This is a genomic window from Bacteroides xylanisolvens, from assembly GCF_018289135.1.
Taxonomy (GTDB): domain Bacteria; phylum Bacteroidota; class Bacteroidia; order Bacteroidales; family Bacteroidaceae; genus Bacteroides; species Bacteroides xylanisolvens.
This window is the reverse complement of record NZ_CP072216.1, coordinates 650,804-676,547: the sequence shown is the minus strand read 5'-3', so window position 1 is coordinate 676,547 and position 25,744 is coordinate 650,804. Positions and strand designations below refer to the sequence as shown.

The 25,744-nt window shown below is 40.5% G+C and carries 15 protein-coding genes; 3 read left to right on the top strand and 12 right to left on the bottom strand.

Annotated elements, in window-relative coordinates; translation table 11 throughout:
• Nucleotides 1-48 precede the first annotated feature (48 nt).
• The 10 genes from INE92_RS02975 to INE92_RS02930 all read right to left on the bottom strand — a co-directional run bounded on the left by INE92_RS02975 (nt 49) and on the right by INE92_RS02930 (nt 20,368).
• Nucleotides 49-1,443, bottom strand: coding sequence for an alginate lyase family protein (locus INE92_RS02975; protein ID WP_032842078.1), 1,395 nt, complete (start codon nt 1,441-1,443; stop codon nt 49-51).
• A 35-nt stretch (nt 1,444-1,478) separates the two neighbouring features.
• The gene (locus INE92_RS02970; RefSeq protein ID WP_008643226.1) at nt 1,479-3,029 is read right to left on the bottom strand and encodes an Ig-like domain-containing protein; all 1,551 of its coding nucleotides are present in this window, start codon (nt 3,027-3,029) and stop codon (nt 1,479-1,481) included.
• Between the two features lie 37 nt (nt 3,030-3,066).
• Nucleotides 3,067-4,791, bottom strand: coding sequence for a RagB/SusD family nutrient uptake outer membrane protein (locus INE92_RS02965; RefSeq protein WP_008648422.1), 1,725 nt, complete (start codon nt 4,789-4,791; stop codon nt 3,067-3,069).
• Nucleotides 4,792-4,803: 12 nt separating this feature from the next.
• Nucleotides 4,804-8,091, bottom strand: coding sequence for a SusC/RagA family TonB-linked outer membrane protein (locus tag INE92_RS02960; RefSeq protein ID WP_195435669.1), 3,288 nt, complete (start codon nt 8,089-8,091; stop codon nt 4,804-4,806).
• Between the two features lie 69 nt (nt 8,092-8,160).
• The gene (locus tag INE92_RS02955; protein ID WP_008021654.1) at nt 8,161-8,676 is read right to left on the bottom strand and encodes an RNA polymerase sigma-70 factor; all 516 of its coding nucleotides are present in this window, start codon (nt 8,674-8,676) and stop codon (nt 8,161-8,163) included.
• A gap of 689 nt (nt 8,677-9,365) precedes the next feature.
• On the bottom strand, nt 9,366-12,200 hold the full coding sequence (locus INE92_RS02950) for a ligand-binding sensor domain-containing protein (RefSeq protein WP_151939793.1): 2,835 nt from the start codon (nt 12,198-12,200) through the stop codon (nt 9,366-9,368).
• A gap of 159 nt (nt 12,201-12,359) precedes the next feature.
• The gene (locus INE92_RS02945; RefSeq protein ID WP_074707739.1) at nt 12,360-14,636 is read right to left on the bottom strand and encodes a heparinase II/III domain-containing protein; all 2,277 of its coding nucleotides are present in this window, start codon (nt 14,634-14,636) and stop codon (nt 12,360-12,362) included.
• Nucleotides 14,637-14,680: 44 nt separating this feature from the next.
• Nucleotides 14,681-16,594 carry an alpha/beta fold hydrolase gene (locus INE92_RS02940; RefSeq protein ID WP_074707742.1) on the bottom strand — a complete coding sequence of 638 codons (1,914 nt, stop codon included), beginning with the start codon at nt 16,592-16,594 and terminating at the stop codon, nt 14,681-14,683.
• Nucleotides 16,595-16,721: 127 nt separating this feature from the next.
• Nucleotides 16,722-18,650, bottom strand: coding sequence for a glycoside hydrolase family 127 protein (locus INE92_RS02935; protein ID WP_139220841.1), 1,929 nt, complete (start codon nt 18,648-18,650; stop codon nt 16,722-16,724).
• A 107-nt stretch (nt 18,651-18,757) separates the two neighbouring features.
• A complete protein-coding gene (locus INE92_RS02930) occupies nt 18,758-20,368 on the bottom strand; it encodes a hypothetical protein (protein WP_074707781.1) in 1,611 nt (536 codons plus the stop codon).
• Between the two features lie 153 nt (nt 20,369-20,521).
• On the opposite strand from INE92_RS02930, the gene INE92_RS02925 reads away from it, so the two are divergent.
• Nucleotides 20,522-21,304, top strand: a complete 783-nt coding sequence (locus INE92_RS02925) for a HipA family kinase (RefSeq protein ID WP_004316035.1) — start codon at nt 20,522-20,524, stop codon at nt 21,302-21,304.
• Entirely contained in the window at nt 21,282-21,665 is a 384-nt protein-coding gene (locus INE92_RS02920; protein WP_004316036.1) for a DUF3037 domain-containing protein, read from the top strand. Before INE92_RS02925 ends, INE92_RS02920 begins: the two co-directional genes overlap by 23 nt.
• 217 nt (nt 21,666-21,882) lie before the next feature.
• On the opposite strand, the gene INE92_RS02915 is transcribed toward INE92_RS02920, so the two are convergent.
• On the bottom strand, nt 21,883-23,832 hold the full coding sequence (locus INE92_RS02915; protein ID WP_195435667.1) for a glycoside hydrolase family 97 protein: 1,950 nt from the start codon (nt 23,830-23,832) through the stop codon (nt 21,883-21,885).
• Between the two features lie 70 nt (nt 23,833-23,902).
• Nucleotides 23,903-24,784 carry an AraC family transcriptional regulator gene (locus INE92_RS02910; protein WP_004310215.1) on the bottom strand — a complete coding sequence of 294 codons (882 nt, stop codon included), beginning with the start codon at nt 24,782-24,784 and terminating at the stop codon, nt 23,903-23,905.
• Nucleotides 24,785-24,904: 120 nt separating this feature from the next.
• Here INE92_RS02910 and INE92_RS02905 point away from each other — a divergent pair, with 120 nt between their 5' ends.
• Nucleotides 24,905-25,720 carry an SDR family oxidoreductase gene (locus tag INE92_RS02905; protein WP_004310214.1) on the top strand — a complete coding sequence of 272 codons (816 nt, stop codon included), beginning with the start codon at nt 24,905-24,907 and terminating at the stop codon, nt 25,718-25,720.
• The last annotated feature ends 24 nt before the right edge of the window (nt 25,721-25,744 follow it).

Here is a 25,744-nt window from a genome sequence, read left to right as displayed (position 1 = left end):
TAATCCCTTTCCAACTTTTTTCTATTTATCTAAAAACTCATACCCATTTTATTCACGATATAACATTAACGTAGCCCAGCCCAATTGGTCAAAAGCGCCACTATTAGAACCATAGCGATTAGCAGTCTCTCCTGCCCCACCTTCAGGACGCATTTTATCCGCCAGTATTTGAGCATACTTATAACCACTGCTCAATCCCTTAATCTTTGCATAGTGAGTATAGAAAATTTCCCATCCGGGACGAACTTCCCCACGACCATCGTCAGATACTACCTTATGATCTTGTCCGTGATTTTTATCTTTACATGTACAATGTGTACAGTACTGATACTCTTTAAAAGGTATTTTTGTTATATCAATCAGCCATGTACCATCCGAATTGTCATTTTTCACTCCATCCGTTGCATTGCTAAGTGCTACATATTCACCCATTTTCATAACTGCGTTATTATTAGCCGCGAAGAAATCTAGTCGGGAAATGTCTTTATTATCCTGATAGAATGTATAAGCTATCTGACAAAGATTAGCTGTTACGGCTACCGACATTTGAGCATGCCCCTGGTCGCGTCCGCTTTCCTGATTCTGACATATCTCTTCACCAGACAGTGGATCAACATGAGTACCCTGGATTAAATTATTTAGAGCTCCATTGCCAACACCATTATAAAAGTAGTTCACAATATAGTTAACCATATCATCATCTTCAGTTAAAATACCAATAGACAAATAGGAGCACATATTAACTAAATCCCAATTCGACCAGTAATGTAAAGCACAATTGTTACTACCTTGATGATTATCCAGAAAATCTTTATTTTTAGAAGCGAATACTTTCACCATCCACGTTTTAAAAGTTGTTTTATCTGCTTCCGTCCAACCATCATAGGTTTGCATTATTTCTGCCGCATTAGCAAAAGTATATCCTTGCGCACCTGCCGCTAATTTATGATTAGCATCATTTGAAGTCACTTCCGTACAGGTTGCAGCCCATTGATTCAAAATGTTAACCACATTCTTTGCATACTGTTCAGTACCGGTAAGTTTCCATAAAAGCGCCATCTGATAAGCAGCTGCAGCATCCTCCATAGCATAGCTGTAGTTTTCACTACTAAATCCCGTTCCAGTTACATCACCACGAACAATCTTTGTCTGTGGTTGCGGGGTATAGGAAGAAGCTGATACATAACTGGAGTTTTTCAGATTTTCAAACTCATCCTTTACTTTTTGAGGTGCAGTCCCATCATTCAGCATTTTCTTTACCCTATCAAAATCTGCCTGATTAAACATCGCACAAGGATGATTGTAAGTATATTCAGCTTCTACCGGAACATATACTCCTTCCGGGAGTGTCAAATCCACTACTCCGAATTCATTCTCACGGCAGGAGCTCTGCACTGCTATCAGCAGTGCGAAAACCATTATCTTAATTGTATTTTTATTCATAAAGAATCTATTTTGAGCCTTAATTTATTATTCTATTATTTTATCACTTCATAAGTCAGCCCTTCTGACTTAATATATGCTTGCACATCCTGTAATGTTTTGAACGTCTGAACCCAGTAAACATTATAACTTACAGCTGTAGACGATACAATATCAGCATATTTGAATTGAAGAGTTGTAAACGATGCAACAGCAGTTGCCGGGAGTAAACCACCTGTACCCCATTTCTGACTGGCCATATCATAAATAAGCACATGACTTCCATCGCTACATTTATAATCATTCAGCCATTTATTGTTATTTCCGTCTAGACCACCGGAATATTTAGTACCATCACACATCCCGGATGCGTCAAGAGTTATATTACGTGCAGTTACTCCCTCATAATCTTTCACATCATCCATGCGAACTGCGAAAATAGGATAATTGCCAGAATGTAACCAAGAAGTTGTACTCTTACAAATCAAATCTCCACGGCATTTACCACCGGTTAATTTTGTATTGATCGTTATATAGCCTCCATCTTTATTCCATGTATGTGATTCCGCATTTGAAGCATTAGCCCATGTATAATTCTCATTACGGAAAAGCTCCCGTATTAATCCTTCTGCCAAATTCAACTCTATAGACGAAGAATTACCTGTTTCCGGACAGGTGGCAGTTATAGTAACCTTGCCAAACACTCCATTCGCATTGAAAGTAACAACACCTGCCTTCACCGTAGCAATAGTTTCATCACTTGATGTCCACTCTATCAATGACTTGGTACAATTCTCCGGCACTGTTGTAAAGTTCAAAGCAACGCTCTTTTCTGCAATAGCAAATTCATAGCCATTAGTCGATGAGTAATTTTGGTCAATAGCTACCTCCTCCGGTTGTACAATTGAGTTCACGATAATTTCTTTAGTTGCGATCACATTTGCGCCATCTAAAGAAGTTGCAGTAATAGTAACGGGCACAGCCGCACCTTTACCGCTGTCCAAACCTGTAACAACTCCATTCTTATCTACTATAGCAACAGTTTCGTCAGAACTTGACCACTTCACAGTTTTATAAGTCGCGTCAGATGGTAAAATCCCAGCTGTCAACTGTACAGTTTCTCCTGCATATACATTATCTGCACTTGAAGTAATCGTAATACTCTCCGCACTAATCAGTGAATTCACAACCAACACTTTCAAAGCACTAGCCACATCGCTACCCGAATAATAAACACTGGGGGCAACTTGAATCACCGCTACACCTGTACCGTCACCACTAATAGCATTTACTGTTCCATTAGCATCTACTGTAGCTACGTTTGCATTACTGGAAGTCCAATTTACCTCTTTATAAGTAACATCATCAGGAGTTATATTATAGCCCAACTCTATTTTCTCTCCTTTTACTAAGGGCAAGACTTTCACTTTCGTGTCATCCACATAAATAAGTTGTTGTAAATCTTCTGAAATAATCATTTCTACCGATTTAGGATAAATCGCTTTAGATAGTGGAGATACCTCATCATTATCATCACATGACAGAAATGTGGAAACGACCGCTGTCATAAACAGACAACCTAACCCATATTTTAATATCTGTTTCATACGTTTTTTCTTTTATTCATTATTACAATAATACATCTTAGTTTTTCCATCCCGGATTCTGTTCCAATTGTGGATTCAACTGCAACTGGTCAGAAGGTAGCGGATAAAGATAAAGTTTATCATTCCAGGTACGATCACTATAGAGTATAAGGCAGCCGTCACTACTAAGCGAACGTTTATGATCAGTCCAGTTGGTTTCAAACCAAGTCCCTGTAACTTGCACTCCAAGCTGATCTTGTGGCATCTCAACAGGTGCAGTAGCCCAACGTTTCAGATCATCAATGCGAAAACCTTCCAGTACAAGTTCAACAGTACGCTCCCTACGGATTTCTTCACGCATTGAAAGATTGTTTGCCGAAACCAATTTGCTACTCAATTTTGGCATATCCGGATTGACACGAAGACGAACCAGATTTAAAGAATAATCTAATTCCGGATCCGTTATAGTACCATTTAGTTCATAAACAGCTTCGGCATAATTCAGCAGCACTTCCGCATAACGAATAACCGGGAAGTCATAAGATTCGTAATAATCTTCCAACTGACGTTCTGTGCCCCACTTACGATTTTGATAGCCACTACCAGAACGTACATTAGCGGTCAGGCTACTTGTCAAATCTGCATCTGTCCAGGTTGTACGCCATTTTCCATCGTTATTCCAATACTGTTGTCCATGATACAGCATATTATTTCCCATACGGTTATCTCTATTTTGGAATTCATCAGTTACTCCGGCATATTGTTGAAACTTGGATGATTTCCCTATAGGCAACCCGTCAGAACAAAGGTACATATTCGCCAACTTACGAGTCACATAACAAGCATTTGCCACCATACCGTGAGTCAGATTCCATGCTGTTTTATCTCCATTACGATGACGTTTCACAAAGATATATTCTGTATTATCACTCTTTGAAAGGTTGGCCGGATTGCATTGTGCTCCATCTTCTAACGTAAACATATAACGATAACTCTCATTCGCTAATTTTTCATTATAGAAGATTTTATATTTACCACCTTTAATAACCTCATTAGCTGCATCCCTGGCAATAGTCAACAGTTCCGTGCTGCGAGTAGTATTTGAAGTAGCATCTTTTCCATTTGTATGAAATTTTTGCCAGGTACCTTCATATAATGCTACCCGTGACAACATGGCATAAGCGATATATTTATTCAATCGTCCGGCTTCGGAAGACGTTTCGGGTAAACTGCCGGCTGCCTCCTTCAAATCTTTAATTACCTGATCTATCACTTCACCGCGATCATTACGCTTCCCATACAATATTTCAGAGTCCAAGTCTAAAGGTTGCGTAAGAACGATGGCGTCTCCATAAAGCTGCACCAACTCAAAATGACTATATGCACGGAAGAATTTTGCTTCAGCAACAGGCACTGCAATATCTGCAGGTACAGCAAAACTTTCAGCATTCTTCAACAACAGGTTAGTATAATAGATACGTTTATATAGTCTAGTGTAATTAGCATCTGTAGCAGGAATAGCATTTGTACCCTGGCTATACACATTCATAGATGAACCCGCCACTAAATCTGAACGAAAATCACTATGAGGCTCGTCTGATACAGCACGGTTGAAGTCATGAGGCCAACTATAAAATTGATTGGCAAATAACTGGAAATTGGTAGCATTGTTCCACACCAGATTATCACCCAAATCCGACAATGGTTCTAAATTCATGCAGGAAGTTGTTACCGCCATGAAGGAAAAAAGACATGCAGCTTTTATATATTGCTTTAGTTTCATATTATCAATTATTTAAAAGGTTAAATTAGCTCCAATGGTAAAGTTACGAGTGAACGGATAACGTTTCACTCCCTTAGCAGCTTGAGTAGTATTATTGGTATCTCGAGCCGATGCTTCCGGATCCCATCCATCTTTAATTTTGGTGGTCTCCCATAAATCTGCTCCTGTCACATATATACGGGCACCTGAAATCGCTTTTGTTTTATTCAAAAGCTTGGCAGGAAACGTATAACCGATTGTCACATTCTTCAAACGAAGGTAACGGCCGTCTTGCGCTGTCAAAGAAGATGCCTGATAATTATAATTATTGATATTACTTTCATTAGTATATGGAGCGTAGTAAGCATCCCGGTTATTTTGACTCCATGTGTTACCAAGAGAAGCAGTGCTTGTATTGGTATAATTACTACGGAATGGAACAGTCCAGTTATCAATCGGACGATAAACAAATCGATTGGCAGCTCCTTGAAAAACGACATTTATATCAAATCCTTTATAATCTGCGCCAAAGTTGAAAGAATAAGATATTTCAGGAGTATCACTACCCAAATAGATATAATCTTTTTCATCCAACACACCATCTCCATTCTCATCGCAATACATATTGTCACCTACACGCAAGTTAGATGGCATACCAATACCATTATTATTATAATACTTAGTCTTGTAAGCAGCCAGCTGTTCCTCGTTTTGAATTTTACCTCCGTAACGCAGACCGAAAATTGAATTTAGTGGATAGCCTTGCTGTGTTTGTACATATCCTGATTTCAACACAGTTGTACCACCATAGTCGACTAATTCATTACGGGCAAAAGTAAAAGTACTACCTACATGATAATTTACGTCTCCAATCCGGTTACGATAATTAAGCTGACCTTCATATCCCCAACCTTCAAACTTTCCGGCATTAGCTTTCGGAGCAGAATCACCTAACGTCCCCGGAAAAGTAACATTCACTAACATATTATTATTATGCTTCATAAACGCTTCAACAGAACCGGTTAGAGTTCCATTTAAAAAGCCAAAGTCAACACCTATATTATAATTCTTAATACGTTCCCAACTACGTGTAGTGGAGGCCAGAGTTCCATTTGTTTTAATATAAGAAAGCTTATTGGAACCAATATATGCACCATCATCTCCAGCCGCAACCAGATTATAGAGCTGTACGCCATCATAATTTCCAATACCACTCTGATTACCCACTTCGGCATAGGAAAGACGTAATTTCAAATCACTTAACCAATCGACTTTCTGCAAAAAAGATTCTTCTTTTATACGCCATCCAAGTGAAACACCATAAAAGAAATCCCAACGGTTTTCAGGTAAGAATTTAGAAGAGCCGTCATAACGTCCATTCAATTCCAACAAATAACGTCCATCATAATCATAGTTGAAACGTCCGAAATAAGAGAGGTTTGCATTCTGATACTTCTTCTCATCACCAGTCAGAGTCACATCCCCCGAACCGTTTACTATTTCCATACCGTTCTGAATATCTTTAACCATTACACCGAAATAAGTGTATTCTTTAAATTCATACTGCGCGCCCAACGTCAAATTCAGCTTATGTTTTTGAGCAAATGTCTTATTAGCCGCCAAATATCCGGAGACAGAGTAAAAATCCGTTCGTGAACTTGTCTGTGTATAAGTTGAGTTTGCCTGGCTTGGGTCTGTCCGTACCTCTACATCACCCATATAATTATAAAAAGTAACAGCGTTTGTTGTTTTATTACGAGCTGCCGTACTTGTACTATATCCTACATTGGCATTAGCTGACAGCCAATCAAAAATCTGATAATTCAAAGTTTCGCTTAATGAAATAGCAGAAACAGAGAGTTTATTGTCGCCTCCATCACGTACAACAGCTGCAGGAGATCCCCATGTTCCCCAAGCATATGGTTTTCCATTCAATGATTCAAAAGGAAGACCGGGCATAGGTAAAGTGGCAGACAAAGCTGATTCAATCTGCGTTGGCGCAACTTGTTCCTGACGATTATACGAAATAGAAGAATCTAATTTCAGGTTCTTAGTAAACTTATACGTATTGTTCATACGAAAGTTATAACGTTGGTTGTTGTTATTACCAAATTGCAAGGTAGAACCATCATAAAGATAACTCATGGAAATACGATAAGATGATTTCTCCGAACCACCGGAAACACTTAAACTATGTTCTGTACTCCATGTATCGCCAAAAAGCGTATCCAGCCAATTTACATCATCCGTAAATACAAAATCAGCAACATCAGTAAAATTGGTTGAGCCGAATGGATTAGGACTGTAACGCATATCAAGATAAGAACCTTTATATTTCTTCGCTAATTCGGCATAAGTATACCATACGTCAGATGTCTTTTTATCATTAGTCAATGCTGTCATTACACCATCTGCCCATTGGTCGATATTCATAGCAGAGGCCATCAAACCAACAGTCTTCAAAGTAGCACTACCACTATACTCTACCTTTACTTTACCTTCAGCACCTTTCTTTGTAGTAATTAAAACAACACCACCGGCAGCGCGTGAACCATAGATTGCAGCCGCACCGTCTTTCAAAAAGTTCATTGATTCAATATCATTGGGATTCAACAGCCGAAGTTCGTTCACACTCTCATACGCCACACCATCAATGATAATTAATGGTTCTGTGCTATTCACAGACACTGAACCGCGCAAACTCAATCCCCAACTCTCATCTCCCGGAGCAGAGGAACTACGAGTAATCATGACACCTGGCACCTGCCCCTGTAAAGCTTCCAATGGACTAGACAGTCCTCCTTTTTCCTGAAGCATTTTAGCTCCTACAACCGTAACAGCACCTGTTAATGAAGATTTTTTTTGGGTACCATAGCCTACAACCACCACTTCATCCAAAACTTCAGAATCTTCCTGCAATATAATTTTCACAGGTGCGCTACCATTCACATTAATTTCTCTTGTTTTATATCCAATATAAGAAACAACCAAAGTCCCCGGATTGATATTGCTAAGTGTAAAGTTTCCATCTATATCCGTGATTGTACCATTAGTAGTTCCTTTCATCAGCACACTAGCACCAATTATTGGTTCATTATTTGCATCCAACACAGTTCCCTTCACAGTCACAGTCTGCATCACAGATTGTGACCTGTCAACTTCTGCATAAGTCTTCTGGGGTATTCCTGTCAATAAGGCAGAAGCAACCACCATTGAAAATAAAAATCTTTTCGGCGAACATTTTAAGATATCATTCATAAAATTAAATTTGAGGTTTAAAAATAGTATTAAATTTTTGTTCTCTAAAATAAGGTGAGGCATACAAGTACCTCTTTGTAAATTCTGACTCCTTTTCCATAAGCACAAAGGGTTATTTATTAATGAATAAGATTATATACAATTCCGGAAAAACTCGCGCATTTCACGACGTCCCAGAAACAGATGGTTTTCCACCGTCCTGCAACTTAAATTCAGTTCATTTGCGATTTCCGGAGACGTTTTATTTTCGAAGCGGTTCAATGTATAAATTAACCGACGTTGTTCGGGCATAGCTGCCAAGCGGGTCCGTTCCATTGTCATTAAATCATCACCGATAATTTTTTCTTCGGTTTCATTGGTAGAAGTGGACATAGTATCATAGATATAGCTGTCTATCTCCTGTTTCTTATAATAACGACGGATATAGTCGATTACAATATTGCGGGCAATGGTGAACAAGAAATATTTCACTGTGTCCGGACGGAGCATTTGCTTGTAGTCCAGCAGACGTACAAATACATCCTGGGTTAGATCCTCCGCTTCGTAGCGATGAGTGATACGATAAGTAATATAGGTAAGAATCACCTGATAATATTCTTCATAAGAACGGGTGATAATGTTGTCGGAAGTGTTAGCTGTTGTCTCCATAATACTATCTTTTTCGGTTTTGATCACGATGCAAATATAGAGGTGATTTTGGATATAACAGCCAGAAAATAAAGCAGATCAATCTCAATGAATCTAGGTAGACTTATTTAAACATATAATTCTAATTATCAATATATTACGTTCACAAAAAGAGAGTATCACTTTATAAAATGAGACTCAAATCACTCAAATCAACGTATCTTTGCTCCACTTACGCTCGTTTGCTCCCATCCTCTTCCCCTCTTCAATTTTATTATTTGATCGTTTCATTGTCACATCAAAGCTATTAATGAAGTACGAACATTAATAGATAAATTCCGTTTCATTAAAGATAAACTTGCTTTGCACTTATTGCAAAGTTACGTTTGATTAAGGGCAAACTATAAATGAAAGCTTCAATTATATAATTGCAAGCTTTGTTTTTATAAACGCAAGTTGCATTTATAAAAACAAAGCTTGCGTTTATAGATTACTCCCTATAGAAAACAACTTTACAATAGGACCAAAAGAAGTTTATATAGGGAGAAGAAGAACTTATCTATTAATAGATTACGAGAAAAAGACTAGTAAAAGGAAAATCCACTTGGTGAAGGGAGGTCCTTCACCCTATAACCCCGATGAATAGGGCGGTGTGAAGGGTGAAAGGGATATGAGTATAAAATAGATTTCAGTGATAATAAGTCGAAAAGTTACTCTTCTTTGGCTGTTCCACCTATACTACGAATATATTCATTCGGAGTGACTCCCGTACTCTTTTTGAATGAGCGGAAGAAAGAAGCACGAGAACTGAAGCCGCAAAGTTCTGCCAGTGCAGTTAATGTATAGCGGGAATATTGACTATCCACCACCATTTTCTTGAATTGAGTGACGCGGTATTCGTTTATAAAATCATAATAAGACTGATTGAGATATTGATTCAAAAGATACGATAATGAATGCGAAGAAGTATCCAGAGCAGAAGCCAGGTCGCCCATTTTCAAATCAGGATTAATATATGGCTTTTCTTTCTCCACATAAGCAACCAGTTTCTTATGGAGTTCTTTACATTCTTCTTCAGTCAGCCTGTTGGTTTTATACTTTTCTTCGGTTGCAGCGATAGAAGACTCTTCAGAAATCACTTCCGCCTGTTCTATCGTTCGGTCTTTCTGCTGTGTCTTCTCTATGGACGCGGAGATTGCCGATGCAGGAGAAGTAAGCAGGCGGCGCATACGATTCCACACATAATATCGTATAAAAGCAATAATGCCTACAATTAATAAAACAGAAAGTGCCCATCCCCACCAAGGTATCATAGGACGCACCGTCACTTGATAAACAGCTTCCGACTGTTCATTTCCCGGAAGGCGCACACGGAACGTATAAGTTCCGGAAGATAATCCATAATAGGAAACCTCATTCTGCGCAGCCAATAGTTTCCAGTCTTTATCCACTCCTTCCAACTGATATTCGTACAATAGAGCAGAAGGCAGACCATAAGCAAAATCCGTAAAGCAGAAAGTCAGATTATTCTGATTATATTTTAAAGACGGGTTGGTAAAAGAAATACCATTAGCCAATATATCCGTAAACACAATCGGACGGACTTTACCACGCACTTCATCCACGCGCTTCGGATCGACATAAATCAAACCTTTGGTGTTGCCGAACCATAATATTCCTTTTTCATCTTTATAAGCTGCCCCATTCGTAAAAGTGGGTCCCGGTACTCCATCATTGAAAGTGAAGGCATCGTACTCTTCTCCTTCTTCCTTTATGCGTAACAATCCATCATTGCAAGCCACCCACAACCAACCCTGGTTATCTTCCACGATCGACATCAGCGAATTGTCAGGAAGCGTAGAAAAGACGGAACGGTTCCGAAAACGATCCATCGTTAAAGTAGAGGTAAACAGACTTCCCTTTTCACGAATAAAATAAAGGTTGTGTCCTGTATCTTCATAAATGGTACGCACCTTATCCCTATGCACAAATCCTTCAGGGAACACATTCGATCGTAAACTTTGAGAAGCAGGATCATATATACACATACCGGTTTCCGTGGCAATCCATCCTTTGCCGGTAGAGTCAAAACTAACTTCATAAACGTTACCTTCCGGCAATTGGGAATTGGCGCTGGTAAAGTGTTTGATCTGTTTTGCCTGTTTATTATAACAGAACAATCCCTGTGAAGTGCCTATCCAGAGATTTCCTTTCTCATCCGGTCGCACACAGAAGATATGTCCTTTCTGAAACAGCTCTGCATCTCCATCTCCTCCCTGGGCAAAATATTTTAGAGATAACGTCTCCGGATTCAACACCATCATGCCTCCGCCATACGTACCAATATAATATTCGCCTTCATAAAAACAGATAGTCAATATCAAATCCGAAGTCAAAACAGGTTTCACAAAACTCTTTACGACTCCGGTAGCTTCATTTATATAATACAAGCCGTCACGTGAACCGATGACTTTTTCGTGTCCTCTGTTGACAAAAGAACGAATGGAAAGATTGGCAGAGTTAAACAGAGGAGGATAAGCATAAGTTTGGAAAAGACCATTCTGATAAAGTGAGTAATCTAAACCTGCCTGAAAGTGCCCCACCCAAACAGCACCTCTGTCATCCACCAATAGTGAATAAATGGAATTACTGCGAATACCTTCTTTATCACTTACATCGTGACAAAAACGACGTGTCACTTGTTGGGCTTTATGCGAAAGGAAATGAACGCCATTGCCATCTGTTGCAATATATACTGTCTCCTTTCCATCACTGGATATGTCGGAAATGACATCACAGCCTAAAGACACTGTATGCGAAAAGCTCTTTTTGTTTATATCGAAACGAACTACTCCCTGACTCATTGTACCTAAATAAAGGGTTTCTCCGATACGAGTCAGGCAGCGGAAATAATCGGCCTCGGGAACATTCTCCTGGAAATGCCAGGAATCAATCTTACCATCTTTCAATGAATAAGAGAACAAACCTTGCACTGTAGCCAGCCATAACGCACTTTTATCTTCATTCAGACAGAGATCCATAATTCGATTACAGGCAGCCAGCATATTCCGGTCGGTCAAGACTTGGAGCAATTGCCCGTCCTTTTGAATGAACAATCCTTTCTCCGTACCGATATAGAGAATATCTCCATCCGGAAGTAAGGTATTTACAGCAAAATCTATTTTTTCGGGAACAATTCTCTCCAACTGGCCGTTTGCACGATTCAGACGCCAAAGTCCGATACCGTTTCCTACCCAAAGCTGATTATCGGCTGTTTCCGTGATGCAGTTCACCCGTTTCTTCCTTCCGGAATCCACGCCTCGAAATTCATAATGTCGAACTTTCACACCATCAAAACGATCGAGACAATTATCTGTTCCTAGCCAGACAAAACCTTCCGAGTCTTTATAAATGGCGTTCACCAATAGCCCGGACAGTCCATCGGACATGACTACATTACGAAATGTATAATTCTGGGCTTGCAGATTTACACCACAAACCAAGTATATGATTAAAAGAATCAGATATTTAATCGTGTTCTTCACTTACAACCGCTTCCTTTCATATTAAACATGTGACAAACATACATAAAAATCTCCAAAAGAGCACATTCCTTCTTATAAAAAAAGTCTCCCCTTCGTATCTGTTATATGTGATAAACAAATACGAAGGGGAGAAATTATTTACTCAATGCTATTGAAGATTTATTGATATTTCACTTTCACATGAGCGTTTTTGTAAACAACAGGGAAGTTATTACCATTCACAATAACAGTTGTCGGTTTCTTCTCACTTCTGAACGTTGCATGAATCTTCGGTTGCCCGTCTATCCAAAGGTTCAACTTTTTACCTTCTTCTTTCTGAATTACAAATAATTTGGAAAGAGAAGAAAAATAAGTCTCCTTATCGCGTCTCAATGCACTGCCATGACAGATAAAGAAATCTTTTGCGTCAGCAGCTTCAGTACCTTCGGGATAAGAGACAGCAAACATATAAGCATCTGTCATCCAGCCGTCCGGCATAATCCATGAGTTGCTGTGCATTAGCCTGCCGTCTGCTAATTGATTAATATAAAGATCAGTCACTTTCCCTTTATGACGGATACGAAGCCCAATCCAATCTTGTCCTTCCCGCCGTTCCATTTGTGGCAAGTCTTTCTCATTGGGAGTCTCCTTTAATATAATGGCTGTCAGCCCTTTTACACGATTGACTTCTGCCGGCAAATGAAATGAATAATAGGTTTCAGTGCCTTTCAAATCTTCAGTGGGAGCTTCTATTTCCTCCCAATACAAATCTTCCGGGTAGTCATGCACAAAATCGGATTTAGCCAGCAAACGAGGATATAACGGACGAATCACAACCGATGAGTTACCATTCGTCACATTCACGTCAACTCCCGACTTTTTATATGTCCCGTTTGTATGCCATAACCATTCAAATTGTCCTATTTTATGTGTTTTCAAATCATCAATCATATAAATAACATTATCCATCCAAAGGAAATGGCGGAAATTACGGCTGAAATTGTTTGAAACAGGCCCCGTTCCATTAGCCAGGACATACTTCACATTTCCCGCATCCAGAAGATGATGCAAATATCCTCTCAAAGTAGAACCGCCGTACTGCTGCTCACGAGGTTGTCCCTCTCCATTAAACAATACTACATTATGCGCTTGGCTTTGAAAGAAATAATTCCGATAAGCAGGATTAGGATACCAGCAGTTTCCCCCGTCTTTAATAATATCTACCCCTTTATGAAAGACAATAAATGAATTGGCATCTGCGTGAGAATGATTCCATGTATGACCGCTTTTTACAGCCAGCATCGTAGCATCCTTTTCCCACGAATCACGCATCGTAGCCCAACCAAAATCGGCAAATAATTGAGAAGTCGGCAGTTGAGGGACAGCGGGCGCCTTACTCAAATCAGGAGTGTAAAGGAAGCCCATGGGACGATTCAGGAAAAAGCCATCACGATGTTGTCCTTGTTCCACCTGGGCTATATACCACAAAATAGTTGGATCTTTCACCCCCAATGCATACAATAACATCATGCTGGATTCTGCTGATACATTTTTATGGCTATCTCCAAAATTCAAACTATGCAGCATACCTGTACGCGGATAGCAGACTTGTGAGAAGTAACTCGGCAATTTTGCCAATTGAGGAATATCACCCGGATTCTGTCCGGGATGAGTATTTATCCAAGCTATCCTAAACAACAAAGCTTCCTGAATACCAAAGTTGGCGTAATTCAGACTTTCATACATTCCACCGGCCTCATCAAAACTCTTTGCTTTCTGTTGCAATACATCACCGGCAAAATCAAACCATTCAGGAAGTGATTCGTGAAGTTGCTCCACCCATTCTTTAACTTCAGGAAGTTCATTTTGAAGACTCAAAGCCAATATTCCACCCTGACAAACACAGGAGGTCCACCAATTATGTCCCATCGAATTCAATGAGTGAATACGGGTCGGTTCCAACAACCAGTCTCCCAATGCCGGTTCTACGGCTAACCGTTTCAATCCTTCGGCTATCTTTTTTCTTTCTGAAGAAGACATGACATTGTATGCAGCATCATACCCCACTGCGGAAAGAAAACTCTTATGAGCCATACCCAGTTGTGAACGCCATGCAGGAATACGTGCCATCATTTCCACATCTCCCCATGATTCGGCTTCCACAGCTTTCAGGAGGATTTCTTTGATTGCGTCTGCATACTCCTTATTATCAGTCATCAAATAAGCTAACGACAAATAGTCTAATCGATTAAAATCTTTCTTTTGCAAAGCTTTATCTGCTGTTTTCTTAATATCTCCCCATGCTTCCTGCAATTTAGGTTCATGCTGCATACGCTGTTTCACTTGCTGTATGCGTTGTGGAGTATACAGTAATGAAGGATGATTTATTTTTTGTGCTTGTATATATAATGAAGAAACACACAAAAAACAGATAACAGCAATAATAGTTTGTTTCATGGTACTTAGTCTATTCTATATATAATCAGTTACAATATTATTCTTTATTGAACGTTTTTCAAAAATTCTTCCAATGCTGCATTAAATTCTTCCGGGCGTTCCATATTCAGCATGTGTCCGCAATCGTCAATTACTTTCAGTTTTCCATTGGGAAGATATTGTAAGATGGGAGGTTCTTTTGAGAATCGGTTGCCGGAAGAATGACCTTCAACAATTAAAGCAGGTACATCGGGATGATTCTTTTTCAATTCCTCAATGGCATCCAAACCAGCTACCACCCGTACTTCTTTGTGTAAAGGTTGCCACGCATCCCACTCATCGATCATTTGCCATAGAGACTCACGCATTCGTTCCCGCTGACTTCCTCCTGACTTCATTAATCCTTCAAACCACTCTTTCTTCATCACATCTACCCCTTTCTCTTTCAAAGCAGCAATCTCCTTATCACGTACTCTTGCTTCTTCCGGAGTCATCGGTTCACTGGGACCTTTCGATTTCCGAATGTTTCCACTGGCTAAAAAAGCAGATAACATCCGGTCAGGGAAATACGCCAACATATCAGCAGTAATAAACCCACCTAAAGAAAGTCCGACGATATGCGCTTTCTTGATGTGCAAAGAATCCATCAAAGTAACTAAATCTTCAGCGTGTGTGAATTGATAGTCTTCCGTTTGTGAAGACGAAATGCCATATCCTCTCAAATCATAGCGGATCACACGATATTTTTTTGCCAGTACAGAAAATTGTTCATCCCACATACGATGATCCAAGGAATGCCCATGAACAAAGATGACGGGGGCACCTGTGCCGGCTTCCTCATAGTAAAGAGAACCGTTGCCCACTTTAACGCGGCCTTGTTTAACAACCAACGGATGTCCCTTTACAATCTCTGAAACAGTTCTCGAAATTACAGGACTACCATAAAAAGATGAGAAACCATCTTCTTTACTGGAAGCACCGACTACATGAGCAATAAAGAAGCCATAAACATTCTCCCGTTTATTGATCCACGGGTAAGCGCCAGCCCATCCTGGTGAACTGATTTGATAGGCTTCTCCTGTCTTTTTATCGACCAGTTCACGCCACTCACCTAATCCGTAAATGCCATTATGAGACTGTCCCAATGCTCTTTCCGTATATTCTTCGGGAGAAACAACAGCATTTTTCACTTGGTCGGCCTGCATTTCCTTTACAGTTTTTGCTGATATAATCCGCTTATCGTTATACATTCCATCATGATAAATCATAGATAGGAAATGAATATAATCGTTCAAGGTAGTACACAGACCACCACCTAACATCGGGGCATGTCCGCCATCTGTATTTATCGGAGTAAAATGAGAATTTTTCATTTCTAATGGCTGTGCTAATAATTCCTGAAAAAGAGTTTCAAACTCTTTCCCCATTGCCACTTCCGCCATTCTTCCGGCAATCTGCATGGCAAGTCCTCCATATTGGAACCGGCTTCCCGGAGTAAAAACCGTATCTAACGGCAATATCTCAATAATGGCGGAATCCAGATGATTGTAATTATCTACGCGCGGTTCAGGAAGATAGGGACGCACTCCGGAAGTATGAGATAACAATTGTCGCAAAAGGATTTTTCCTTTAGCATCTCCCTTAAATTCCGGCAACCACTTTTCCACAGGGTCATCCCAGTCCAAACTGGTACTGTCCACTACCGCTCCGATAACAGCAGCCGCCACCCATTTTCCGGCAGAGGCTACGTATACTTTTGTATCAGGAGTATAGCTACCATAGTTCTTCTGAAAAATGACAGAATCATTCTTTACTACACAAATAGAAGCACCGGGATAGTACTCTTTACTCACCCAGCCTTGAATAACAGAATCTAATGAAGAGAAGTTATAACGACTCCCTTGTACGGATGATACATTGCAGGAACCTGCAATAAAACAGATACTTATAAAAATTATGATTAATAATCTTCCCTTCATTTTCGTTATCTATTAACTTCGTATTAAACACAAATTACACGAACTACGCTGTTGTTTGATGCAATTATATTTGATGCAATTATAATTATAAAACCGCGTAATTCGTGTAATTCGTTCTTAAAATTTTCTATTTCGACTGCAAATCCCAATATACCACATAACGCTGATGATGCAAATCATAAAGCGGACGAATCACATCTCCTTGTTCTGTTGTAAATTCCAGTTCTTTTCCTGTACGCTGCAAAGTACGTTCCGGATGTTTCATATCTACTTTCAATGAGGTACGCAAATCGGCAGGTACATGGAAATTATAAGTATAATAATCATTATAAAGAGCTGGATTAGAGAAAGGTGCGGGAGCCTGCATACCTTCCGTACCCCGTTCTCCGGCAAGCACTAACGGGCCATACAATAAAGCTACCTTATTCGGATTATCGGGAGTGGCTTCCAATGCAATCTGCATCGGGTAAGTAGCCGAGATACGGTCATTATCTTTCCAGTCACGGGTGATAGCGATATAAGAACCTGGCTTTTGTTTTACTGCTACTTTTTTACCGTTCACAAGAACTTCCGCTTTTTTACTCCATGAAGGATATCTTAGATAAACAGTAGTACGAACCGGTTTCTCGGCACGAATAGTAAACCGGGTCGTTTCCTCTTTCGGAAATTCCGTTTCCTGGAGAAGGGTTAACCCTTTTTCTTTCCAGGTGACTTGGGAAGGAATAAACAGATTTACGTAGATTCCCTGGTTGTTGCGGTAGTAGATAGCTTCTCCATACTTAGCATGATTTTCGAATCCACTGCCGACACAACACCAGAAAGAGTTCTCTTTGGTACTATACAGTTTATGTGAGCCCGAAAGTAAGGGCAAGAAATAAGTGACCATTCCTGTTTCCGGATCTTGCTGTCCCAGGATATGATTATATAGTGCCCTTTCATAATAATCGGCAATAGATGAATCGCCCGTCCAACAGAAAAGATGACGACTAAGTTTCAACATATTATAAGTACAGCAGGTTTCTCCCGTATAGCCGGTCAAGTGTTTAGAAAATTTCTTCGGGTCGAAAAAATGCTCCTTATCACTACTGCATCCCGGAGCAAAAGTATGGTGGTCAATCATGGTATGCCAGAAGAATTCCGAGAGCTTTTTGCTGGTCTCATTCTCTGTCAACTCATAGTTACGCGCTTCGGCTATGACTTTCGGGATAAACGTATTCGTATGTTTGGTTCCCAAATCGTCCCGAAGTTCTTTCAACGGGTCAATTACATCATTATGGTAGAAATATTCAGCCAACCAACGGTAACGTTCATCTCCTGTGATAGCATACAAATTGTAGAATGATTCATTGACACCTCCAAACTCATTACGTATCATGAGTTTGCGGGTTTCTTCACTAAGTGGTTTCAGTTTGTTATAAGCCCAGTCGCCCATTTTGGTCACTGTTTTCAAGGCCTGCTGATTATCCGCATACAGATATTGGTCTATCAGGCCGGAATAAAGCTTATGCAAAGTGTACCAAGGTGCCCAAACACTCTTTCCCCGGATATTACGGTTTATCAGTTCTTCGGGAAAAGCACTTAAATATCCGCCTTTCAAAGCATTCTGAACTTCGGTCAGCCCGTTGACAAGGCTATCCCCTTTCAACTTGAAAATCTCACTTCCGGTAGCAGCATACATCAAAGCGTAAGCCGAAAGCAGATGTCCGGTAGTATGTCCGCGAAGCTCACAGTCCAAGGATTCCCAACCACCGAGTTTTTTCACTGTCATATAACCGCCTTCACGACCGGCAAAGACTCCGGCATTTGTCCGGAAACTATGCAACAGACGACTTACGTCGATAGAGGTCATCCATGCGGAATCCCGCAACATATTGTCACGAAAACGACTCGGTAATAAACGGACGTCTTTCAAATCAAAACTTTCTACCCGAACAGGAGCCACTGTCTCTTTTTTCATTTTCCCCTGGTGCTGTCCAGGGTACACAGATTGAGCCGACGATATAGCCGATACTGCCAATAATGCGATTGCAACTAAAGATTTCTTATTCATAATCATTTTTAATATCCTTATTTATTATTGGATACGAATAGACTCCGCCTATTACTCAATGCAAAAAAACGAATTCCAACTTATAGTGCCATAATCTTTCATTTATCAATTGCCTATTGATAAATGAAGAAACTCCGTTCTACCGATTCGGCTGTCTGCACTTCTCCTGCCAATCCATATTGCCATGCCACCACAGTCACTTTCAATGGGAACTTACTGCGTGGGGGAATTCGAGTAAATACCAACTTGTTTCCCTCTATTTCTGCCGGCCCTTCTTTCACGTAGTAATATACGGGTAGCCCGCAATCGGAGGTTGCATGTAAAGAGATAGTTTCCGTGCCTTTCCTCACATCGTCAAGACCCGGGAAAAGAATATGCTGGCGTTTACCTTCCGTATTGCGATAGGGAATCCGAAAACTAAGTTCCTGAACTGTGCTTTTATAATGTTTGTCACCATCATTACCAGCTAGAAGGCAAATATCTCCCGTACGACGCTTATTGTACATTCCCATACGGTAGAAACGGACAGTAAAGGTGGTGTCGTTCACTTTCTGAACCGGGCCACAGATACGGGTTATTTCAGGAGGAGTGAGCGAATGTTCGTCAGAAATTGCAGTATGCAAACTATCCGTATATACAGCTTTCAGATGAAAAGTCAATCCGTCTTTTTCCGGCAGGAAGCTGGCGGCAACTTTCACATGGGATTTGGGATTATATGTGAGTAATTGCCCCTTTTGTACAAAACCTAAGTATTGTGGTTTCTTCCCTCTCTCCCGGCGATAGCGTTCTTCCGTCATTTCAGCCATTTCCTTATCGAAATACCAGAATGCGTCGTGCGAGTCTCCTTTATACTCTTTATAAGGAGCAGCTTTTGCACGTTTCTTCTGATTCGGATACCACCTTTCGGCAAGCCAGCCATTCTGCGGATTCAGCTTCTTCAATTCCACAGGCTTATTCAAATCATACGTTGCAGGCATACGATATTCCAGTGCTTTCTTTAAGAACAACGCAATATAACCAGCGGTGCGGTCGGCTATATCGAAATGTCCTCGTCCTGTGTCGCAAAGGAAAGAGACGCAACTTTTAGGATACATCATACGGAATGCCAAAGCCGGATTTACACGGTCTTCCCACCATTCGTATTCGCCTTCAATCATCAATCCAGGGATGCCGTCAATCGTACGTTTCCCCCACTCCATATTGTCACGACCATATCCGGTAAGGTTGGTGCGTGGCGCATCTCCATGCAAAGAGATAATGGCTAGTGTGCGGTCGGGATTCCAGGCTGCGAAGTTCCACGGATAGGTAGCCATTGCCGAATGTCCGAACGGAACAATAGGCGCATATTTCAATTCACTATAGCCACTGACATTCGCAAAATCCTCCATCATCTTTTCAAAAGCTTCCTGACATCCGGTAGTTATATCCCATCTTTGATCCCATCCGGGAGTAATCCATATCAGTGCTATACCCGCTTCTGATAATCTTTCACGAAATAGAGAATTTTCAAACAAAGTTTCCTCTGTCATATTATGATTGCCTATTATCACAGCTTTCAATTGAGTACAATCGGAAGGTATCCACAAGAATGCTTGCGGATGATCGTTCGTTTCGTTGGAAATAATACTTGGTAGTTGTACAGACCACTGCCATTCGGCTGCTATAATGCTGGGTAACAGAATAACGGACATTATTCCAAACACCAAAAATCGAAGTAGTTTCATGTTTAATTCATTTATCATTGTTTTATATAATACGTAGCAGGAAGAAAGTATACTCAACCGAAAAATATAAAAAAACTATTATTATAGGAAGCCTTTCACTGACTATTCCATAAAAACGTTGTATCTTTATTCTCAATTTAAGAAAGGAGTGATATGGATTTACGTACAGCAAACGTAACAAGATATATTCTTCCCTTGCGGGAAGGAGGGTCATTGCCGGCTTTGGCTGAAGCGGATGATGAATTTAAATATGTCGTAAAATTCAGAGGAGCAGGACATGGGACTAAAGCCCTTATTGCCGAATTGATAGGGGGAGAAATAGCCCGTACACTGGGATTCAGAGTTCCGGAGATTATATTTTTGAATCTGGATGAGGCTTTCGGGCGGACAGAAGCGGATGAAGAAATACAGGATTTACTGCAATGGAGCCGTGGGTTGAACATGGGTCTGCATTTCCTGTCCGGTTCATTGACGTTCGACCCTGTTGTGCATAAGGTGGACGGTAAAACTGCTTCGCAAATTGTATGGCTGGATGCGTTATTGACCAATGTAGACCGTACAATCAAGAATACGAATATGCTGATGTGGCATAAAGAATTGTGGTTAATCGATCATGGAGCTTCCCTTTATTTCCATCATTCGTGGACGAATTGGCAGAAACACGCACTTAGTCCGTTCGTACAAATAAAAGATCATGTACTATTGCCGTTTGCCGATCAGCTGGAAGAAGTAGACGCAACATTCAAACAACTACTTACCGATGACAAGATACGAGAGATAGTCAATGCCGTCCCTGACGACTGGCTGAACTGGACGGAAGGACAGGAAACTCCGCAAGACTTGAGAGATGTTTATATTCAATTTTTAGAAGAAAGGATCAAGCATTCCGAAATATTTGTAAATGAAGCGCAAAATGCAAGAAAGGCACTTATATGAATACGCAGTTATCCGTTTCGTTCCTAAAGTAGAACGTGAGGAATTTATTAATGTAGGTATTGTACTGTTTTCCAAACGGTGCAAATATCTCAAATCTCTTTATACAATAGATGAAAACAAATTGAAACTGTTCTCTTCCGAATTGGACATCAACTGTCTGATAGAAGGTCTGAAAGTCTTCGACAAGATTTGTCAGGGAAATAAAGAAGGAGGAGTTATTGCCAATATGGACATTCCGGACCGCTTCCGGTGGCTGACTGCGGTAAAAAGCTCCTGTATTCAAGTATCCCGTCCTCATCCGGGATTCTCTACAGATTTAGATAATACTTTAGAAAGGTTGTTCAAGGAATTAGTTCTTTAATTCCTTGAATAACCTTTCCACTCAATGAATGAGAAAACTCTCCTCTTCTCTCATTACGACCCGGAAATGGTGAAGTGGTTGATTAATTATAGCAAATAATACCTCACTATATTTTTCAGGCACGGATTACACGGATTTCACGGTTTTAGAAATGATGGTTGCATAAAGCAACAGTGTAATCTGCGTTATCCGTGCCTAAAAAGAAACATAAACTTGCCTACTTAAGCGGAATAAAATGCAATGCGGTTCCGCCACTTGCTTTTAGCTTCAAAACAAGCTTATCTCCGGCTTTTATCTTTTTATGAGTACTGCGTACTTTCGTTCGTGTATTCAGCTTGTCATCATCTTCGTACAGATGAAGCATATACTTCTTACCCGGTTCCAGAAAATCCGTAGTCAATGTAATTGTGCGGGCTTCCGTATTCGTCATTGCTCCTACAAACCAGTCATTCCCCGAACGACGTGCTTGAACGATATATTCACCAATTTCTCCATCTAACGCGCGGCTGTCATCCCATACACTCGGAATTGCTTTCCAAAATTCCAGTTCTTCTTCTCCCTGGTAGAATTCCGGTCTGTCATACCAAAACATAAATTGCAAAGGACTGTAATACACAGCTGCCATCGCCAACTGATGTGCTTTCGTATTCTTCACCCGATTATTGAAATAGCAAAGCGTATAGTCTCCTGCACCTGCCAGATAGCGGGTAAAAGGAAGAGTCGTATTGTGTGTGGCATCCGGCATTTCTTCATTTCCACGAATACCTTCCTGCGTCATCAGGTTAGGATAAGTACGGCTGAAACCTGTCGGACGATATTCGTCATGAATATCTACCATCAGACCATATTCTCCACATTTACGAACTGCATCATGCAGCCAAGTACTCCAACGCTGATTACCTATCTGTACAAAACCGAACTTGATACCCTTCAATCCCCATTTTTTATACAAAGGCAACAGAGTATCCAACTGCTGCACTAATGCACGCTGATTGACATACACCATAAGTCCGATTCCTTTCGATTCGGCATATTTACACAAAGCGGGTATATCAAGGTCTTTATCAGGAGAAACAGTAGTAGCGTCCGAACTCATTTTCATCTCTGGTCCGTACCATCCTGCATCCATGTGCACATACTGAATACCACGTTCTGCCGCAAAGTCAATGGCTGCTTTTACTCTATCTTGTTTCAAGTCGCCCGAACGGAATACCTTCCCGGGTTTAATCCAAGAAGTATCAGCCAGCTTACAAGCCGGATTCAGATTCAAGACAATATCATTGTTATTAATTAAATCGACCGGACGTTCGGCAGCCATGATTACACGCCACGGAGTGCTGTAAGGAGAAATAATATCAACGCTACTATACAGGCTTGTCTCCAAAGTGGAAGGTTTCTCTGCCGATAAACGGAATTTACCACGAACATAATCCACCATTTCCGCTTCCAACAAAGCTACAGATAATCCATCAGGCAGTTTCAAGGTCAAAGGACGCTCACTCTCCTCTTTGCCCCATCCTTCCAACGGACGAAGTTCATAAGATCCTTGCGCCCAACGTTCATAATACGCCATCGTTCCTTCAGGCATTGTGAAGCTAGTCTGCTCACCGACGATATGCAAGAAAAGCCCGTTTGTCATTTCCGGAAAATGATAGCGGAAAGCAACTCCTTCATTATAGGCGCGAACTATGATATTCATAAAGTAATTCTTACGCTTATCATAACCACCGTCCTGATTGCCATTTCCTTCTCCCTTCTTGAGTTTCAAAGTCATCTCATTGTAGCAATCACGTACTTCCGCACGTTCGCCATATACAGGCTTCCATCTCTCGTCCGTCTTTTGATGTTCAGTCTCTGTCAACTTCAGATTCTCACACCAAAAATGACAAGTATCATTCGGTATACCCAACGCCGATTCAAATAACTGATTTTCAATCAGAACACCCAGTTTACTTTCTTCAATTACCGGACGATTCTTATAAGTCAAGGTATAATACATTTGTGCATTATCCTCTCCTACCGCACGTTGATAAAAGGTAAAACGATAAGCTCCATCAGGAGACGTCAGTTCCTGACGGGTTTCTGTCATCACATCTTGCGCTTTTATCAATGCCGGTATCACCAACAACAAAAGCAAAATTCTTTTCTTCATTCTATTTACGTTCATGTTTATTCATCTTTCCTATTATATACGAACGAGAAAGAAATTATACTCAAATGTTTATTGCCTGAAAAGCTTATTCCATCTGTTCCCTATAAAAAGTAGGTGTCATTCCTGTCACCCTTTTAAAAATGCGGTTAAAATGTACAGGTGATTCAAATCCGCAAGTAGCACTGATTTGAGATATATTCATCATACTACTATTCAATAGTTTACAAGCATATCCGATACGCATATCAAGTACATACTCTTTGAATGTTTTTCCTGTGTTTTCTTTAAAGTATCGGCAGAAAGCAGTAGGGTTCATCGCTGTATAAGAAGCAATTTCATCCAGACCGATAGACTCGGTATAATGTTTATTCAAATAGGCAATCACTTTTTCCATTCTTTCATTACGCATAATCGAAGGAGACGGAGTATAATGAGAAGTAGTCAGATACTTCCTGTGATTACTGGTAGCCATCATTTGTAGGAGTGAAAGCAACAGGATAATTTGATCTACTCCTTTGGCAGAAGGTATTTGTTTTAATAGCTTAATGATTTTCCCCGAACGGGTAATTGTGAATTTAATTCCTCTGCAAGCATCCTCCAATAAATTCCTGATAGGAATAAACTGGGAGTATTGAGATATAGAATAATGCATGAAGTCTTTTTCAAACTGAATATTGACTCCTCTTACTTTCAGTTCGGATTTTTCTTCGTTATCAGATTCTTCCCCGCCGTCCGGTGGACTTTGCATACTATGAGGCAGTTCGGAACCGAAAAGAATCAAATCACCTTTTGAATAGGAGATAATGCTGTCACCCACCAGACAATCCCCCTCTCCCTTCTCCACATAAATAATTTCATACTCACTATGAAAATGCCACGGATACGTGAAACGTGGATATTCATAAAAGCGGGCACGGACGGGATTAGAAGTCGTAATAGTCAACTTCTCATTCATTATCTTCTTCATAAATCTCCTTTCTAAACTGCTTTTGCAAAGATAGGTAAATATCTTGCAAAAATACGCATCATAGCATGTATAAAAACCCGCTATTTTTGCATCCATTCATAAAAACATTTGATAGAAAACATGAACGAATTATTTAGTATTGCCGGTAAAGTTGCTGTTATTACCGGAGCAGGTGGTGTACTGGGCGGAAATATTGCCCAACACTTTGTACAGCAGGGAGCAAAAGTTGTAGCTATTGACATTCGTCAGGAGCAACTGGACAACCGCGTAGCTGAACTTAAGCAATATGGTAACGATGTAATCGGCATCATTGGTAATGTACTTGACATCGCCAGCCTGGAGAAAGTAGCCGAAGAAGTTGTAGCCAAATGGGGAAAGATCGATATTCTATTGAACATTGCCGGTGGCAATATGCCGGGAGCCACTCTCGAACCGGATCAGCACTTCTATGATATGGACATCTCTTGCTGGGAAAAAGTGACTAACCTGAATATGAATGGGACAGTCTATCCGTCTATGATATTCGGTAAGGTAATGGCAAAACAGAAGAAAGGATGCATCATCAATGTATCTTCTATGGCTGCTTATAGTGCTATCACCCGTGTACCGGGTTACTCGGCCGCTAAAACTGCAGTAGCCAACTTCACCCAATGGCTGGCAAGCGAAATGGCACTGAAATACGGTGATGGTATCCGTGTTAATGCTATCGCTCCGGGATTCTTTATCGGTGACCAAAACCGTCGTGTACTTATCAACCCGGATGGTTCATTGACCGACAGAAGTAAAAAGGTGTTAGCCAAAACTCCGATGAATCGTTTCGGCGACATCAAAGAATTGAATGGTGCTGTACAATTCCTGTGTAGTGAAGCCGCTAGTTTCGTAACGGGAGCTATGTTGCCTATCGATGGTGGTTTCAGTGCATTCAGCGGCGTTTAATATTTAATCTTTTAATTTATTCAA

Coding starts and splice junctions, on each gene's coding strand:
- INE92_RS02975 (WP_032842078.1), bottom strand. CDS start 1,443: ATGAATAAAAATACAATTAAGATAATGGTTTTCGCACTGCTGATAGCA.
- INE92_RS02970 (WP_008643226.1), bottom strand. CDS start 3,029: ATGAAACAGATATTAAAATATGGGTTAGGTTGTCTGTTTATGACAGCG.
- INE92_RS02965 (WP_008648422.1), bottom strand. CDS start 4,791: ATGAAACTAAAGCAATATATAAAAGCTGCATGTCTTTTTTCCTTCATG.
- INE92_RS02960 (WP_195435669.1), bottom strand. CDS start 8,091: ATGCCTCACCTTATTTTAGAGAACAAAAATTTAATACTATTTTTAAAC.
- INE92_RS02955 (WP_008021654.1), bottom strand. CDS start 8,676: ATGGAGACAACAGCTAACACTTCCGACAACATTATCACCCGTTCTTAT.
- INE92_RS02945 (WP_074707739.1), bottom strand. CDS start 14,636: ATGAAACAAACTATTATTGCTGTTATCTGTTTTTTGTGTGTTTCTTCA.
- INE92_RS02940 (WP_074707742.1), bottom strand. CDS start 16,594: ATGAAGGGAAGATTATTAATCATAATTTTTATAAGTATCTGTTTTATT.
- INE92_RS02935 (WP_139220841.1), bottom strand. CDS start 18,650: ATGATTATGAATAAGAAATCTTTAGTTGCAATCGCATTATTGGCAGTA.
- INE92_RS02930 (WP_074707781.1), bottom strand. CDS start 20,368: ATGAAACTACTTCGATTTTTGGTGTTTGGAATAATGTCCGTTATTCTG.
- INE92_RS02925 (WP_004316035.1), top strand. CDS start 20,522: ATGGATTTACGTACAGCAAACGTAACAAGATATATTCTTCCCTTGCGG.
- INE92_RS02920 (WP_004316036.1), top strand. CDS start 21,282: ATGCAAGAAAGGCACTTATATGAATACGCAGTTATCCGTTTCGTTCCT.
- INE92_RS02915 (WP_195435667.1), bottom strand. CDS start 23,832: ATGAACGTAAATAGAATGAAGAAAAGAATTTTGCTTTTGTTGTTGGTG.
- INE92_RS02910 (WP_004310215.1), bottom strand. CDS start 24,784: ATGAAGAAGATAATGAATGAGAAGTTGACTATTACGACTTCTAATCCC.
- INE92_RS02905 (WP_004310214.1), top strand. CDS start 24,905: ATGAACGAATTATTTAGTATTGCCGGTAAAGTTGCTGTTATTACCGGA.